13 protein-coding genes are annotated in these 15,411 nt (G+C 72.7%); all 13 read left to right on the forward strand.

Annotation, left to right across the window (positions count from 1 at the left end; translation table 11 throughout):
* Positions 1-39: 39 nt before the first annotated feature.
* The gene (locus tag FLX07_RS06735; protein WP_142568605.1) at positions 40-1,407 is read left to right on the forward strand and encodes a UDP-N-acetylmuramoyl-tripeptide--D-alanyl-D-alanine ligase; all 1,368 of its coding nucleotides are present in this window, start codon (positions 40-42) and stop codon (positions 1,405-1,407) included.
* Positions 1,404-2,477: a phospho-N-acetylmuramoyl-pentapeptide-transferase gene (mraY, locus tag FLX07_RS06740; RefSeq protein ID WP_142568607.1), complete on the forward strand. Its 1,074-nt coding sequence runs from the start codon at positions 1,404-1,406 to the stop codon at positions 2,475-2,477. Before FLX07_RS06735 ends, mraY begins: the two co-directional genes overlap by 4 nt.
* On the forward strand, positions 2,462-3,838 hold the full coding sequence (gene murD / locus FLX07_RS06745) for a UDP-N-acetylmuramoyl-L-alanine--D-glutamate ligase (RefSeq protein ID WP_142568609.1): 1,377 nt from the start codon (positions 2,462-2,464) through the stop codon (positions 3,836-3,838). Before mraY ends, murD begins: the two co-directional genes overlap by 16 nt.
* Positions 3,835-5,313: a putative lipid II flippase FtsW gene (ftsW, locus tag FLX07_RS06750; RefSeq protein WP_142568611.1), complete on the forward strand. Its 1,479-nt coding sequence runs from the start codon at positions 3,835-3,837 to the stop codon at positions 5,311-5,313. Before murD ends, ftsW begins: the two co-directional genes overlap by 4 nt.
* A gap of 1 nt (position 5,314) precedes the next feature.
* Positions 5,315-6,394 (forward strand): undecaprenyldiphospho-muramoylpentapeptide beta-N-acetylglucosaminyltransferase, encoded by a 1,080-nt coding sequence (murG, locus tag FLX07_RS06755; RefSeq protein ID WP_142568613.1) that lies wholly within the window; start codon positions 5,315-5,317, stop codon positions 6,392-6,394.
* Entirely contained in the window at positions 6,391-7,815 is a 1,425-nt protein-coding gene (gene murC / locus FLX07_RS06760) for a UDP-N-acetylmuramate--L-alanine ligase (protein WP_142568615.1), read from the forward strand. Before murG ends, murC begins: the two co-directional genes overlap by 4 nt.
* Before the next feature lie 43 nt (positions 7,816-7,858).
* Positions 7,859-8,530, forward strand: a complete 672-nt coding sequence (locus tag FLX07_RS06765; RefSeq protein ID WP_142568617.1) for a cell division protein FtsQ/DivIB — start codon at positions 7,859-7,861, stop codon at positions 8,528-8,530.
* Between the two features lie 247 nt (positions 8,531-8,777).
* A complete protein-coding gene (gene ftsZ / locus FLX07_RS06770) occupies positions 8,778-10,217 on the forward strand; it encodes a cell division protein FtsZ (protein WP_142568620.1) in 1,440 nt (479 codons plus the stop codon).
* Between the two features lie 33 nt (positions 10,218-10,250).
* The gene (locus FLX07_RS06775; protein ID WP_142568621.1) at positions 10,251-10,964 is read left to right on the forward strand and encodes a YggS family pyridoxal phosphate-dependent enzyme; all 714 of its coding nucleotides are present in this window, start codon (positions 10,251-10,253) and stop codon (positions 10,962-10,964) included.
* 134 nt (positions 10,965-11,098) lie between these two features.
* Entirely contained in the window at positions 11,099-11,626 is a 528-nt protein-coding gene (locus FLX07_RS06780) for a cell division protein SepF (RefSeq protein WP_142568623.1), read from the forward strand.
* Positions 11,627-11,730: 104 nt separating this feature from the next.
* Entirely contained in the window at positions 11,731-11,997 is a 267-nt protein-coding gene (locus FLX07_RS06785) for a YggT family protein (RefSeq protein ID WP_205829672.1), read from the forward strand.
* Between the two features lie 49 nt (positions 11,998-12,046).
* Positions 12,047-12,910 carry a DivIVA domain-containing protein gene (locus FLX07_RS06790; protein WP_142568625.1) on the forward strand — a complete coding sequence of 288 codons (864 nt, stop codon included), beginning with the start codon at positions 12,047-12,049 and terminating at the stop codon, positions 12,908-12,910.
* 46 nt (positions 12,911-12,956) lie between these two features.
* Entirely contained in the window at positions 12,957-15,212 is a 2,256-nt protein-coding gene (locus FLX07_RS06795; RefSeq protein WP_142568627.1) for a hypothetical protein, read from the forward strand.
* The last annotated feature ends 199 nt before the right edge of the window (positions 15,213-15,411 follow it).

The raw sequence follows: 15,411 nt of genomic DNA on the forward strand, positions 1-15,411 counted from the left end.
GGCTGAGTTAGCGACGCGAAAGAGAGCAGGAAAGACACCATGATCCCGTTGCCGCTGGCCCGGGTCGCCGAGATCACGTCCGGAGCGCTGAACGGAGCGGCGGACCCCGCGGCCGTGGTCCGGGGGCCCGTCGTGATCGACTCACGGGCGGCCGGACCGGGCTCGCTGTTCGTGGCGATCAAGGGTGAACGGGCCGACGGGCACGACTTCGCCCGGCAGGCCCGCGACGCCGGCGCCGCCGCCGTGCTCGCCACCCGGCGCGTCGACGCGCCGGCCGTGATCGTGGGCGACCCGCTCGCGGCCCTGGCCTCGCTCGCCACCGCCGTACTGTCGGAGCTGCCCGGCACGACCGTCGTCGGGGTGACCGGCTCAGCCGGCAAGACCACGACCAAGGACCTGCTGGCCGGTCTCGCCGCCCGGCTCGGCCCCACGGTCGCCCCCGTCGGCTCGTACAACAACGAGATCGGCCACCCGCTGACCGTGCTCAAGGCCGACGAGGCCACCCGGTTCCTGGTCCTGGAGCTGAGCGCGCGCAGCATCGGCCACATCGCCTACCTCGCGAGGATCGCCCCGCCCCGCATCGGCGTGGTGCTCAACGTCGGCACCGCGCACCTCGGGGAGTTCGGCGGCAAGGAGGCGATCGCGCAGGCCAAGGGCGAGCTCGTCGAGGCGCTGCCCGCCGGCGGAGTCGCGGTGCTCAACGCCGACGACCCGCTGGTGCGCGCGATGGCCGGCCGTACGAGCGCGCGGGTGACCTACTTCGGGCGCTCGCCGGAGGCGCACGTGCGGGCGGAGGACGAAACGCTCGACGCGACCGGCCGCGCCTCGTTCACGCTGCGCACGCCGTCCGGCGCCGCTCCGGTCCGGCTGCGCCTGTACGGCGCGCACACGGTGGAGAACGCCCTGGCCGCCGCGGCGGCCGCGCACGAGCTGGGGCTGCCGGTGAGCGACATCGCCGAGGAGCTGTCGGCGGCCGAGCCGCGCAGCCGCTGGCGGATGGAGGTCACCGAGCGGGCCGACGGCGTGACCGTGATCAACGACGCCTACAACGCCAACCCCGACTCCATGCGGGCCGCCTTCGGCAGCCTGGCGGTGATGGGAGAGGGGCGGCGACGGTTCGCCGTGATCGCCGCGCTGCGCGAACTCGGCGAGGACGGCCCGGCGCTCAACGAGGATCTCGGGCGGCTGGCCGCGGGCGCGGGCCTGGAGGCGGTCGTCGTCGTGGGGGAGGACGCCGAGCCGGTGCTGCGGGGCGCGCCAGGCGCGATCCACGTGCCGGACGCCTCGGCGGCGGCGCGGGAGTTGTCGGACCGGCTCGCGCCGGGCGACGTGGTGCTGGTGAAGGGGCCGCGTGCGGCCGCGCTCGAGCGGGTCGCCGAGGCGATCCTCGGAGGTGACGCCCGGTGAGGAACATCCTCATCGCGGGGGCGATCTCGCTGATTCTCTCCATGGTCGGCACGCCGCTGGCCATCCGGCTGTTCGCCCGCAGGGGCTACGGCCAGAACATCCGGGAGGAGGGCCCGTCGGGACACTACGACAAGAAGGGCACTCCCACGATGGGCGGCACGGTGATCGTCATCGCGGCGCTGATCGGCTACTTCGCGGCCCACGGGGCGACCGTCTTCTCGGCCGTCAGCGACCCCCCGACGGCATCGGGACTGCTGGTGTTGTTCCTGATGACCGGCCTCGGCGCGGTCGGCTTCCTCGACGACTTCATCAAGATCTACAAGCAGCGGAGCCTGGGCCTGCGCAGCGGCGCCAAGGCGGGCGGGCAGCTCGTCATCGGGGCGATCTTCGCGGTGCTCGTCCTGCGCTTCCCCAACGCCTACGCGGTGACCCCCGCGGAGACGCGCGTGTCGTTCCTGCGGGACATCGGGCCGTCGATCGGCCTGATCGGATTCATGATCTGGGTCGTGTTCTTCATCGTGGGCTTCTCGAACGCGGTGAACCTGACCGACGGCCTCGACGGCCTCGCCTCCGGCGCCACCTGCATGGTCCTCACGGCGTACGTGCTGATCGGCAACTGGCAGCTGCGCAACAGCTGCACGACGGTCGGCTTCGGCCCCAACTGCTACTGGGTGCGAGATCCGCTCGACCTGGCGGTGGTCGCGGCGGCGGTCCTCGGCGCCTGTCTGGGCTTCCTGTGGTGGAACGCCCCGCCCGCCAAGATCTTCATGGGTGACACCGGCTCGCTGGCCCTCGGCGGCGTGATCGCCGGCCTGGCCTTCACCACCCGGACCCAGCTCCTGCTCGTCATCCTGGGCGGCCTGTTCGCGATCATCACGATGTCGGTGATCATCCAGGTCGGGTCCTTCAAGCTGACCCGCAAACGCGTCTTCCGGATGGCGCCGCTGCAGCACCACTTCGAGCTGTCGGGCTGGGCCGAGACGACGATCGTGGTGCGCTTCTGGCTGATCGCGGCCCTGTGCGTCGCCGCCGGTCTCGGGCTGTTCTACCTCGAATGGATGCCGAAGTAGTGAACGTCGTCGTCGCCGGCCTCGGCGTGTCGGGCGCCGCCGCGGCGCGGGCCCTGGCGGCGCGCGGCGAGCGCGTGACCGTGCTGGAGTCCGCGGACGGCGAGCGGCAGCGCGCGACGGCCGCCGGGCTCGCGGAGCTGGGCGTGGAGGTGCGCTTCGGCGAGCCCGCCCTGCCCGCCGGGACCTCGCTCCTGGTCACCTCGCCGGGCTGGCGGCCCACCCACCCGCTGCTCGTCGCCGCCGCGGACGCGGGCGTCGAGGTCATCGGGGAGGTCGAGCTGGCCTGGCGGCTGCGGCAGGAGCCCGCGGCCCCCTGGCTGGCGCTGACCGGCACCAACGGCAAGACCACCGCCGTCCGCATGCTCACGTCCATGCTGTCGGCCGCCGGGCACAAGGCCGTGGCCGTGGGCAACGTCGGCGTCCCCATCGTGGAGGCCGTCGACGGGCCGTACGACGTGCTGGCCGTGGAGCTGTCGAGCTTCCAGCTCCACTGGTCCTCGACCCTCGCCCCGCGCGTGGCGGCCGTGCTCAACGTGGCGCCCGACCACATCGACTGGCACGGCTCCATGGAGGAGTACGCCGCGGCCAAGGCGCGCATCTTCGCGGGAGCGGGGACCGTGGTCTACAACGCCGACGACGCGTCGTCGTCCCGCCTGGCCGAGCCGTACGCCTCGCGGGTGGGCTTCACGCTCGCCGTCCCCCGGCCCGGGCAGCTGGGAGTCGTGGAGGACCTGCTGGTCGACCGGGCCTTCGTGGCCGACCCGGCGACCTCGGCGGAGGAGCTGGCCTGCCTCGCCGACGTGCGGCCGTTCGCGCCGCACAACGTCGCCAACGCGCTCGCCGCGGCCGCCTTGGCCCGCGCGTACGGCGTGCCGCCCGAGGCCGTACGGCGCGGCCTGCGGGAGTTCACGCCCGACCCGCACCGGATCGCCCACGTGGCCCGGGTCGGCGAGGTCGACTACGTGGACGATTCCAAGGCCACCAACCCGCACGCGGCCGCCGCGTCCCTCGCCGCCTACGAGTCGATCGTGTGGATCGCGGGCGGCCAGCTCAAGGGCGCCGAGATCGACGACCTCGTACGGCAGGCCGCGCCCCGGCTGCGCGGGGCGGTGCTGCTGGGGACCGACCGGGATGTGATCCGCCGCGCATTGGCGCGACACGCCGCGAATGTCCCCGTGGTGGACGTGCCGGGGCAAGACACTGGGGTCATGGACCGTGTCGTCGCCGAAGCCGCCCGGCTCGCCACCCCGGGTGACACCGTGCTGCTCGCCCCCGCCGGAGCGTCGCTGGACATGTTCGCCAGTTACGGAGCGCGTGGGGAGGCCTTCGCCCGAGCCGTGCGGCGGCTGGCGGCCCGGTGACGGGCCCTGCGACCGGCCCCGCGACCGGCCCCGCGACCGGCCCGGCGACCGCCGGCGCCGCGACCGAGCGGAAGGCGGAGCGTCAGGGGCCCGAGCCCGTCGGCTGGGCCGCCGCCCAGCTCGCCGCGCTGCGCGAGCTGCTCGGCCGCCCGCTGACCTCCTATCACCTGGTGCTCGGCTGCAGCGCGCTGCTGCTGGCGCTCGGGCTGATGATGGTGCTGTCGGCGTCGAGCATCGAGGCGCTGCAGCGGACCGGCGACCCGTTCTACTGGTTCCTCAAGCAGGTCACGTCGGTGGCGATCGGGCTTCCCCTGATGTGGGTGTGCTCCCGGTTGCCGCAGCGGTTCTTCCGCCTGGCCGGCTATCCGCTGATGGGCCTGTCGATCCTCGGCCTGCTGATGGTCATCTTCCTCGGCCAGGAACTGCTGGGCGCTCAGCGGTGGATCGTCGTCGGCCCGTTCTCGGTCCAGCCGTCGGAGCCGGCGAAGCTGGCCCTGGTGCTGTGGGGCGCCGACCTGCTCGCGACGCGGGCGCGCGTCGGCCGCATCGAGTGGCGCCAGCTGCTGATCCCGCTGATGCCGGGCGTGGCCCTGCTGGCCGTCCTGGTCATGCTCGGGCGCGACCTCGGCACGACGCTGGTGCTCATGATGATCTTCCTGGCGCTGCTGTGGGTGGTCGGCGCGCCGGTGCGGCTGTTCGGCGGGATCCTCGCGCTGCTCGTGCTCGCGACCGCCACTATGATCGTCGTCGAGCCGTACCGGCTCGGCCGCCTCACCGGCTTCATGCACGTGTGGGAGACCGCGCAGAAGGAGGGGTTCCAGTCCGCCCAGGGACTGATGGCCATCGGCTCGGGCGGCTGGTTCGGCCTCGGGCTCGGCGCGGGCCGGCAGAAGTGGAACTATGTTCCGCACGCGGAGAGCGACTTCATCTTCTCCATTCTGGGCGAGGAGCTCGGGCTGATGGGGACGCTCGTGGTGGTCGCGCTGTTCGGCCTGCTCGGGTACGCCGGGCTGCGGATCGCCATCCGGACTAAGGACCCCTTCATCCGGCTGTCGGCCGCCGCGGTCACCGCCTGGATCGCCGGGCAGGCCGTCGTCAACATCGGCGCGGTCATCGGGGTCTTCCCGGTCACCGGCATCCCGCTGCCCCTGGTGTCGTACGGCGGATCGGCGCTGCTCCCGACGCTAGCCGCGCTCGGCATGCTGGTGTCGTTCGCCAAACAGGAGCCCGGAGCGCCCGAGGCGCTGGCCGCCCGTGGCCCGGGACCGGCCGCGCGGGCTCTAAGCTGGCTTGGCCTGAGCGGCCGCGCCGGGCGGCGGCCCGCGACCTCGCGGACGCCGGCCCGTCAGCAGTCGGCACGGCCGCGGGCGGCACGAAGAGGAACGACAGGGAGCGGACGCGGGAACATTCGCGAGAACATCCGGGAAGACGTCCGCGAGAACATCCGCGAAGACATCCGCGAAAGCAGGGAGTGACATGAGGGTGGTCCTCGCCGGCGGCGGGACGGCCGGCCATATCGAGCCGGCGCTCGCGCTGGCCGACGCGCTTCGCCGGCTCGACCCGAGGATCGGCATCACCTGCCTCGGCACCGAGCGCGGCCTGGAGACCCGCCTGGTGCCCGCCCGGGGTTACGAGCTCGAACTCGTGCCCGCCGTGCCGCTGCCCCGCTCGCTCAGTCCCCAGCTCCTCACCGTGCCCGGCCGCCTCGCCGGGTCCATCGGCAGCGCCGCGGGCATCCTCGACAAGGTCGGCGCGGACGTCCTGGTCGGCTTCGGCGGATACGTCGCCACGCCCGGCTACCTCGGCGCCCGGCGGCGCGGCGTGCCGATCGTGGTCCACGAGGCCAACCCCCGGCCCGGCCTGGCCAACCGGCTCGGCGCCCGCCTCACCGAGCATGTCTTCACCGGCCACCCGGACGCCGTGCTCCAGAACGCCGAGTACATCGGCATCCCGCTGCGCCGCGAGATCAGCACGATGGACCGACTGTCGATGGGCGACAAGGCGCGGTCGTACTTCGGGCTGGAGTCCGACCGGGTGACGCTGCTCGTGTTCGGCGGCTCCCAGGGCGCGCGCTCGATCAACCAGGCGGCGCTGGAGGCCGCGCCCTACCTGCGGGCGGCGGGCGTCCAGGTGCTGCACGTGATCGGGCCCAAGAACACCGTCGAGGCGGAGCTTCCGCCGGGCGACCCGCAGTACGTCGTCCTGCCGTACGTCGACCGGATGGACCTCGCCTACGCCGCCGCCGACCTCGTGCTGTCCCGCGCGGGCGCCATGACCTGCGCCGAGCTCACCGCCGTGGGGCTGCCCGCGGCGTTCGTGCCGCTGCCGCACGGCAACGGCGAGCAGCGCCTCAACGCCGAGCCCATCGTGCGGGCCGGGGGCGGCCTGATGGTCGACGACGCGAACCTGTCGGCCGCCTGGATCGTCCAGACGCTGCTGCCGATCCTGAACGACCCCGAGCGCGTGGTCGCGATGTCCGAGGCCGCATCGCGGATGGGCCGCAAGGACGCCGACATGACGCTCGCCCGCAAGGTGCTGGAGATCGCCCACCGATGAGTCTCGTCAAGCTCGTGGACCCCGTCCCGGCGGCCGACCTGGGGCGGGTGCACTTCATCGGCATCGGCGGCGCCGGGATGTCCGGCATCGCCCGGATCCTGCTCAAGCGCGGCGTGCCGGTGTCGGGCAGCGACGCGCGGCCGTCCGAACTGCTGGCCGAGCTGCGCGAGCTGGGCGCCGTCATCCACGTCGGCCACGCCGCGTCCCACGTCAAGGACGTGGACACGGTCGTGGTGTCCACCGCCATCCGCGACTCCAACCCCGAGCTGGGGGAGGCGCTGCGGCAGAACCTGCGGGTGATCCCGCGGGCCGCCGCGCTGGCCTCGGTCATGACCGGCCGCAACGGCATCGCCGTCGCCGGCACGCACGGCAAGACCACGACCACCTCGATGCTGACCGTGGCGTTGCAGAAGTGCGGCGAGGACCCGTCGTACTGCGTCGGCGGGCAGCTCGTGACGACCGGGCTCGGCGCCGACGACGGCGCGGGCGAGGTGTTCGTCGCGGAGGCCGACGAGAGCGACGGCTCGTTCCTCATGCTCGCGCCGCGCATCGCCGTGGTGACCAACGTCGAGGCCGACCACCTCGACAACTACGGCGACCCCCAGGCAGTCCACGACAGCTTCGCCCGTTTCGTCGAGCGGATCGGGTCGCTGCTCGTGGTGTGCGCCGACGACCCGGGCGCCGCCGCCCTCGTGCCCATCGCGCGCGAGCGCGGCCTCACCGTCGTCACGTACGGCGAGAGCGCCGGCGCCGACCTGCGCACGACCGACGTGGTGCCGCGCGGCCTCGGCGTGGAGTTCGGCGTGGAGCTCGGCCCCGACGTGCCCGGGGGAGCGGGACACGGCGAGGTGCGCCTCGCCGTGCCGGGCCGGCACAACGCGCTCAACGCCACCGCGGTGATCGCGGTGGCGCTACACCTCGGCCTGCGCTTCGACGACGTCAAGGGAGGCCTGGCCGCCTTCACCGGGGCCAAGCGGCGGTTCGAGTCCAAGGGCGAGGCCGCGGGCGTGACGGTCTTCGACAGCTACGCCCACCACCCGACCGAGCTGACCGCCGACCTGCGTGCCGCTCGCGACGTCGTGACCGGCGACGGCCGGGTCATCGCGGTCTTCCAGCCGCATCTCTACTCGCGCACCCGGTTCTTCGCCGACGAGTTCGGCGCGGCGCTCGGCCTCGCCGACGAAGTGGTCGTGCTGGACGTGTACGGCGCGCGCGAGGACCCCGAGCCGGGGGTCTCCGGCGCGCTGGTCGCGGGGAAGATCCCGCTTCCCGTCGAGCGGGTCGTCTACGCGCCCGACCGGCAGGCCGTGCCGGCGCTCGTCGCCGACCGGGCCCGCCCCGGGGACATCGTGCTGACCATGGGCGCGGGAGACGTGACGGAGCTCGGCCCGAAGATCGTCGCGGAGCTGTCCGCCCGGTGACGCGGGCCGTCGTCCGGGCCGCGATCCGGAGCGTGGGGGACCGGTGAGGCGCGCCGTCCGCCGTTCGGCCCTCGCCACCCTGCTGACCGGCGGAGTGGTGGGCGTCGCCACGTGGGTCGTGTTCTTCTCGCCCGTCCTCGGCGTGCGGGAGGTCGAGATCACCGGCAACAACCGGATCCCCGCCGAGCAGTTGCGGCAGGCCGCGGGGGTGCGCACCGGCACGCCGCTCGCCACCGTCGACCTCGCGGGGGTGGAAGGGCGGCTGCGGGCGATGCGCGCGGTCGAGTCGGTCACCGCCGACCGCGGCTGGCCGGGAACGCTGCGCATCAGCGTGGTCGAGCGCGTCCCCGCCGCCGCCGTGCCCCTGGGGGTGACGACGGCGGTGATCGACCGCTACGGCGTCGTCCTGCAGGAGGTGACCGTGGCCCCGCCCCGGCTGCCGGTGCTGCGCGTGCAGCGGGCCGCTGTGGACGACTCCGCCACCAGGGCCGGGCTCACCGTGCTGCGGGCGCTGCCGGACACCGTCCTGCAGCGCTTGCAGGAGTTGCGCGTCCCCTCGCCCAGGTCGATCACGCTCAAACTCACCGACGGCCGTACGGTCGTATGGGGGGACGCGGGGCGCTCGGCGCAGAAGGGACGAGTCCTGCTCGCCGCCCTCGCCAAGCCGGGAACCAGCTACGATGTCAGCTCGCCGCAGGTGGTGACGGTCAGGTGAGATTTCTCACGGGCCGTGGGCGCCTGATCAGGGACCGCCTGTCAGCACGGCGGCATGCGAATAGGACAGTGCGCGACACGCCGGACGGCCTTGCGGCGCGGTTAGTTGACCCTGGGGGACGCACAACCCTACTGTCCGTATCAATCTTCAGGTTGACATAACTCTAAATCTCAACTTGAGGGTGAGAGTTCAGAAGACGGCGGGCCCTGCCCGCAGGAAACGCAAACGAGCGGAAAGGCCCCTCGTCGTGGCAGCACCGCAGAACTACCTCGCGGTCATCAAGGTCGTCGGCATCGGCGGCGGCGGAGTGAACGCCGTGAACCGGATGATCGAGGAGGGACTCAAGGGCGTCGAGTTCATCGCCATAAACACTGACGCCCAGGCGCTGCTGATGAGTGACGCCGACGTCAAGCTCGACGTGGGGCGTGAGCTCACCCGAGGCCTCGGCGCGGGCGCCAACCCGGAGGTGGGCCGCAGGGCCGCCGAGGACCACCGGGAGGAGATCGAAGAGGTCATCAAGGGCGCCGACATGGTCTTCGTGACCGCGGGCGAGGGCGGCGGCACCGGGACCGGCGGCGCGCCGGTCGTGGCCGGCATCGCCCGCTCGCTCGGCGCGCTGACGATAGGAGTAGTCACCCGGCCCTTCAGCTTCGAGGGCAAGCGCCGGGCCATGCAGGCCGAGGCCGGCATCGAGACCCTCCGCGAGGAGGTCGACACGCTGATCGTCATTCCGAACGACCGGCTGCTGTCGATCTCCGACCGCCAGGTGAGCGTGCTCGACGCGTTCAAGGCCGCCGACCAGGTGCTGCTGTCCGGTGTGCAGGGCATCACCGACCTCATCACCACACCCGGTCTGATCAACCTGGACTTCGCCGACGTGAAGTCGGTCATGTCCGGCGCGGGTTCGGCCCTCATGGGCATCGGCCACGCCAGGGGCGACGACCGGTCGGTCGCCGCCGCCGAGATGGCGGTCTCCAGCCCGCTGCTGGAGGCGAGCATCGACGGCGCCCATGGCGTGCTGCTGTCCATCGCGGGCGGCTCCGACCTGGGCCTGTTCGAGATCAACGAGGCGGCCCAGCTCGTCAGCAACGCCGCCGCTCCCGACGCCAACATCATCTTCGGCACGGTCATCGACGACGCGCTCGGCGACGAGGTGCGGGTGACGGTCATCGCGGCAGGGTTCGACGAGCCCGAGCCGGTCAAGCCGGCGGCCGCGCCGCTGTCGCGGCCCCAGCAGGCCCGTCCGGCGCCGGCCGCGCCCGCGGCCCGTCCCGCGCCCGCCCCGGCCAAGCCCGAGCCGCGTCCGGAGCCCGCCCAGCCGGTGCGTCCGGCGAGCGGCGTGGCGCAGCCCCCGACTCCGCCGGCGACCCAGTTCCCGGTGAACGCGTTCACGGCCAACCCCGTGCCGCCGCCGGCCCAGCCCGTGAGTCAGCCGGTCCAGCAGGCGACGTCGCAGGCCGCGTCCGCGCCGGAGGCCCCGCAGGCCGAGGCGGTCACGTCGTTCCCGCGTGACACGGCGGCGGACGGCGGGCGCGACCAGGGCGCCACCGGGCCGCTGCCGATCCCGCGCCCGGCCCCCGAGCCGCCGACCCCGATCACCTCCAGGGCCGTTCAGCCGGGTCCCCGGCGTCCGGTGGTGTTCGAGGAGCAGGAAGAGGAGCTCGACGTGCCGGACTTCCTCAAGTGACGCTGGGCATCCGTACGGCCGGGGGCACGGTCCGTGGGTGACCGGCGTGAGGAGCTGGCCGCGGCGCTGGCCGAGGTGGAGCGGCGCGTCGGCGACGCCTGCCGGGACGCGGGCCGGTCGCGGTCGGAGATCACTCTGATCGCGGTGACGAAGACCTATCCGGCCTCCGACGTGCGGCTGCTCGCGGAGCTGGGCGTGTCGCACGTCGGCGAGAACCGCGACCAGGAGGCGGCGGCCAAGGCGGCCGAGTGCGCCGGTCTCGGCCTCACCTGGCACTTCATCGGCCAGTTACAGACGAACAAGGTCCGCTCGGTCGCCTCCTACGCCCACATGGTCCACTCGGTGGACCGTCCCCGTCTGGTGGACGTGCTCGGCCGCGAGGCCGTACGCGTGGGGCGTGAGGTGGACTGCCTCATCCAGGTCGCCCTCGACGCCGCGCCGGGCGAGGGCGGGGCCGGGCGGGGCGGCGCCGCGCCGCAGGAGGTGCCGGCGCTCGCGGGGCTCGTCGCGAAGGCGGAGGGGCTGCGCCTGCGGGGGGTCATGGCGGTCGCCCCGCAGGGGGAGGATCCGGCGGCCGCGTTCGCCCGGCTGCGGACCGTCGCCGAGCGGGTCCGCGAGGAACACCCCGCGGCCGATGTGATATCGGCCGGGATGAGCGGAGATATCCCCCAGGCTGTGGCGAACGGCGCGACACACCTGCGAGTCGGTACGGCGTTGCTCGGCCGCAGAAAGCCCTTCGTCAGGTAATGTCCCCCAAGTGGACCGTGGTGTCCGCGCACAGGTAGAGGTCGATCAGCGGTGAGCTCCAAGGGGGGTACGGCTACCGCCCTGGCCTTCCGAAGGGACCTTGAAGGCACCAGCAAAGCGGAGGACGACGAGCGATGGCCGGCGCGATGCGCAAGATGGCGGTCTACCTCGGTCTCGTGGAGGACGACCGCTACGAAGACAGGTACGCGGCAGAATACGGCACCGACGAGGAGTACGGCGACGAGGAGTACGAGTCGCCGCGGCGCGGCTTCGCCGGCCCCTCGGGCACGCATGCCGGGCCCCTTGAGCGCGAGGACGACACCGAGGCCGCCGTCCCCGCTCCGCGTCCCCCCACAACCGTGCTGGAGCGCCGCACCACCGATCTGGCGCGCATCACCACCCTGCATCCCCGCACGTACAACGAGGCGCGGACGATCGGCGAGCACTTCCGCGAGGGCACGCCCGTCATCATGAATCTGACAGAGATGGTCGACAGCGACGCCAAGCGCCTTGTCGATTTCGCGGCAGGTCTCGTCTTTGGCCTACACGGCAGCATCGAACGTGTTACCAACAAGGTGTTCCTGTTGTCCCCCGCCAACGTTGAGGTGACCGCCGAGGACAAGGCCAGAATCGCGGAACGCGGCTTCTTCAACCAGAGCTAGAGTTCCATACATGAACAGTGACCGGCTGAGCGGTGCCCGTGCGGCCCGAGGGCGGCTGGACCGAGGGGAGGCGGGGCTCGACCGTGGGGATCATTAGTGAGATCTTGGTCATCGCCCTGACCCTCTTCCTGGTTCTGCTGATCGGCAGAATGATCATAGATACGGTGCAGGCGTTCGCCCGCGCCTGGCGGCCCACCGGGGTCGTCCTGGTGCTGGCGGAGGTTGTTTACACAGTGACCGACCCGCCTCTCAAGTTCCTCCGCCGTTTCATTCCGCCCCTCAGGTTGGGTACGGTGGCCTTTGACCTGAGCTTCACAGTGCTGTTCATTGTGGTTTTGGTCTTGATCCAAGTCGTGAACGCGCTTCGTTGATCGGGTACCGTCCGACCGGACAGACTCCAAGCGCGCCAAGGAGACCCAAATGCCGTTGACGCCCGCTGATGTGCGGAACAAGCAGTTCAGTACCACCCGGCTGAGGCCGGGGTACGACGAGGAGGAGGTCGACGCGTTCCTCGACGAGGTCGAGGCCGAACTGGACCGCCTCATCCAGGAGAACGAGGAACTCCGCGCGAAGCTGGCCGAGTGCCTCAGGGGCAAGGTTCCCGGGGGCATGGGCATGCCCGGCTCCATGCAGATGGCGCCCGCTCCCGTGGCAGAGCCTAAGCCCGAGATGATGGCCCCCCAGCCGGAGCCGATCAAACCTCCGGAGCCGGCCCGCCCCGAGCCGGTGCCCGTCGGCATGGGTCTGCCGCCCGCCGAGGACAACATGGACACCGCGGCCCGCGTGCTCGCCCTCGCCCAGCAGACGGCCGACCAGGCGATCGCCGACGCCCGTCGCGAGGCGGACGAGACCGTGACCCGCGCCCGGCGTGAGGCCGACGACATCCTCGGCAAGGCCCGCCGCCAGGCCGAGCAGATCATCGGCGACGCTCGCGCGCGCGCGGAGACGCTGGAGCGCGACGCCCAGGAGCGGCACCGCCAGGCCATGGGCACCCTCGTGCAGACCCGTGACGAGCTGGAGCGCAAGGTCGAAGAGCTGCGCAGCTTCGAGCGCGAGTACCGCAGCCGTCTCAAGCTGTACCTGGAGAACCAGCTCGCCGAGCTGAACGTCGCGGGTGAGGGCAGTGGAGGGTTCCCGATCGTGGGCGCCGCCCCGGCCATGGCCCACGCCGTCGCACCCGGCCCCCAGCAGATGGGCGCCGCCCCCAACCCGTTCGGTCAGGAGCCCTCGCAGCACTCCGGCGCCTTCCCCGGACCCGACGGCCCCCACAACGACCGCCGGTAAGAAGTGGCGGGTCCTCACAGGGACCCGATAGCTCGGAGAACCCCCCGTGATCCTCATCAGTGCCGCACTGGTCCTCGCCGCAATCGTCCTGCTCATCGCGGGCGTCGTGCTGGGAACGCCCCCTCTCGTGATGTGGTCGATCGTCGTCAGCGTGCTGTCGGCGGTCTGTCTGCTGATCGGGGCACTGCTGAGGCGCCATGAGCTGTTCCCCGCCGGTGGGCGTGCCGCCGAAGGAACCGCTCCCACCCCCCAGGGTTCGTCCGTGCCCCAGCTCGCGCACGTCGGTGCCGTGAGCGGGGCGTACGGTGGAGCCCTCGTCGGGGCACCGGCGCATCCGGTGGCGACGCCCATGGTGGCGGCACCGCCGGTCACGCATCACGGGGCATTGCCCCCACAGACCTTCCCGCCCCAGCGGACGGGACCGATCACGCGGTCGCCGGCCGGTTCCGGCCGCGGCCTCGCCCCCGACGCGATCGTTCTCGTGATCCCCGGGCGTAAGCGCTTCCACCTGGCCACCTGCCGCCAACTCGTCGGGCGTGAAACCGAGGAGCTCACGCACGAGGAGGCCCGCGAGGAGGGCTTCACCCCGTGCACCACCTGTCTCCCCGAGAGCTCCACCCGTACGGCGGAGCCGGACAAGACCCCTCACCGCGGTGACGCAGCCCGCGACGACACGGCCCGCGACGAGAGCATGCGCGCGGAAGCTCCGACGACCACTACGCCTTCGGCCGGAACCTCCGGCACGACCGGCCGGGAACCGTCCCGTTCCACGCCCGCTGATCGAGAGCCGCCCGTCGCGCGGTTCCCTCAGCCCGGCGTCCCGGGGCCGCGCCTGCCCGAGTCGTCCGTCTCCGAACTGTCCGGCCTCCAGTCGTCCGCTCCCGGTGCCTCAGATCCCGGTGCGTCGCCGGCCGCCGCTCCGCCCGCGTCGGGCCCTTCCACGGCCGCCCCGTCCACGCCCCCCGGCGGCAGGCCGTCCGACGACGTAGCGCGCGAAAAGACCGGTGAGACGGCGGAGAAGGCGTCCGGAAAGACGTCAGGGAAGACCGCCGACGCGGGCGAGGTCGATGAGCACGACGGTCCGGCGCGCGACACGGCTTCCGAGGCCGATGCCGGGACCGAGGGCGACGGGCACACGCCGGTGAACTGGTTCGGCCGGGGCACGTCGCCGGAGTCGGGTGCCGGGACGGCGGTGCCGCGGTCCCCCTCCACCCCGCCGTCCTCCACCTCACCGTCCTCCACCTCGCAGTCCGCCACGCCGCCGTCCTCGCCTTCCGCCGCGTCTTCGGGATCGTCGTCCGGATCCTCCGCGCCGTCCTGGCCTTCCGCCACGTCATGGTCCGCACCGGCCTGGTCTCCGCCGGCGGCAGGATCGGCGTCGGACCAGGCGGACGACGAGACGGACGACTCGCTGACCGACACCGCGGAGCACGACTGGTTCGTGCCCGGCAGGGTTCCCCTGCCGTGGGACCCCGCCCGGTCCAAGGCGACCGGGGAGGCAGGGAAGGAAACTTCGTCGCCGGGGGACGGCGAGCCCGATGGATCCACGGCCGTGGACCAGGCTCCCGGCTCGCCTGCGGCCTCGCTGCCGAAGGCCACCGCTTCCCGGGCGGACGACGAGCAGCCCGGTGACGACCAGAGCGCCTCCGGCGCGGCGGACGCGAAGGCGGCGTCCCGCCCGGAGGACGCCCCCACGCCCCGGCGTGCGGGGCCCGGAAAGCCGGTGGAGCCGGCAGAGACCCCCGGATCCGGGCGCGCCGGATCCGCGGCCTCGGCCGGCTCCACCTCCGGCTCGGCGTCCGCCGCCGAGAGCACCGCGAACAAGGGCGTCGCGGAGAAGACCGGCTCCGGGAACGGCACTGACAAGGCCGGTACTGACAAGGCCGGCACCGAGAAGACCGGTGCTGAGAAGACCGGTGCTGAGAAGAGCGCCAAGAAGAGCGCTGAGAAGACCGGCTCCGCCCGTGAGGACGGCGCCGGCAAGGGTGACGGCGCCGCCGCGGCGACCCGCGGCGCAAAGGCGGCCACGTCCGGTTCCGGCAGCCCAGCCAGCACGGGCAGGGACGGCGAGGACCGCAGCGGGTCGGGAAGCGAGACCGGTGAGGATCGCACCGCCGACGCGGCTCAGCCGTCCGCGGACGGGGACGCGCTGGTGCGGGTAATGATCGGCACCCGGCGCTACCACGAGGCCGGTTGCCCCCTGATCAGCGGAATGGGCGATTCGGGCATCGAGACCATGACACGGGCCGAGGCCGACGAGGCGAACCTCACCCCTTGCTCGGTCTGCCAGAACGACCGTTGACGCGCTCTGCGGCGTGAGGGCCGGGTAGCCGGCCTGTGCGGCGCGGTGTGCGGGGCGACACTCCTGTCGTCTCCGAGGCGGTGCCGGACGCCAACCCCGGCGCGGCGCGGCCGTGGCCGTCCCCGATGGAACGCCGAAGGCTGATGGAACGCCGGTGGAACGCTGACGGGGCCGGTCGGTGACCGGCCCCGTCAGTCGC

It is taken from the genome of Microbispora bryophytorum (assembly GCF_006874465.1).
Lineage (GTDB): Bacteria > Actinomycetota > Actinomycetes > Streptosporangiales > Streptosporangiaceae > Microbispora > Microbispora bryophytorum.

Bases quoted from the DNA above. Each gene is read 5' to 3' on its own strand.
- FLX07_RS06735 (WP_142568605.1), top strand. From the start codon at position 40: ATGATCCCGTTGCCGCTGGCCCGGGTCGCCGAGATCACGTCCGGAGCG.
- murD (WP_142568609.1), top strand. From the start codon at position 2,462: ATGGATGCCGAAGTAGTGAACGTCGTCGTCGCCGGCCTCGGCGTGTCG.
- murG (WP_142568613.1), top strand. From the start codon at position 5,315: ATGAGGGTGGTCCTCGCCGGCGGCGGGACGGCCGGCCATATCGAGCCG.
- murC (WP_142568615.1), top strand. From the start codon at position 6,391: ATGAGTCTCGTCAAGCTCGTGGACCCCGTCCCGGCGGCCGACCTGGGG.
- FLX07_RS06780 (WP_142568623.1), top strand. From the start codon at position 11,099: ATGGCCGGCGCGATGCGCAAGATGGCGGTCTACCTCGGTCTCGTGGAG.
- FLX07_RS06790 (WP_142568625.1), top strand. From the start codon at position 12,047: ATGCCGTTGACGCCCGCTGATGTGCGGAACAAGCAGTTCAGTACCACC.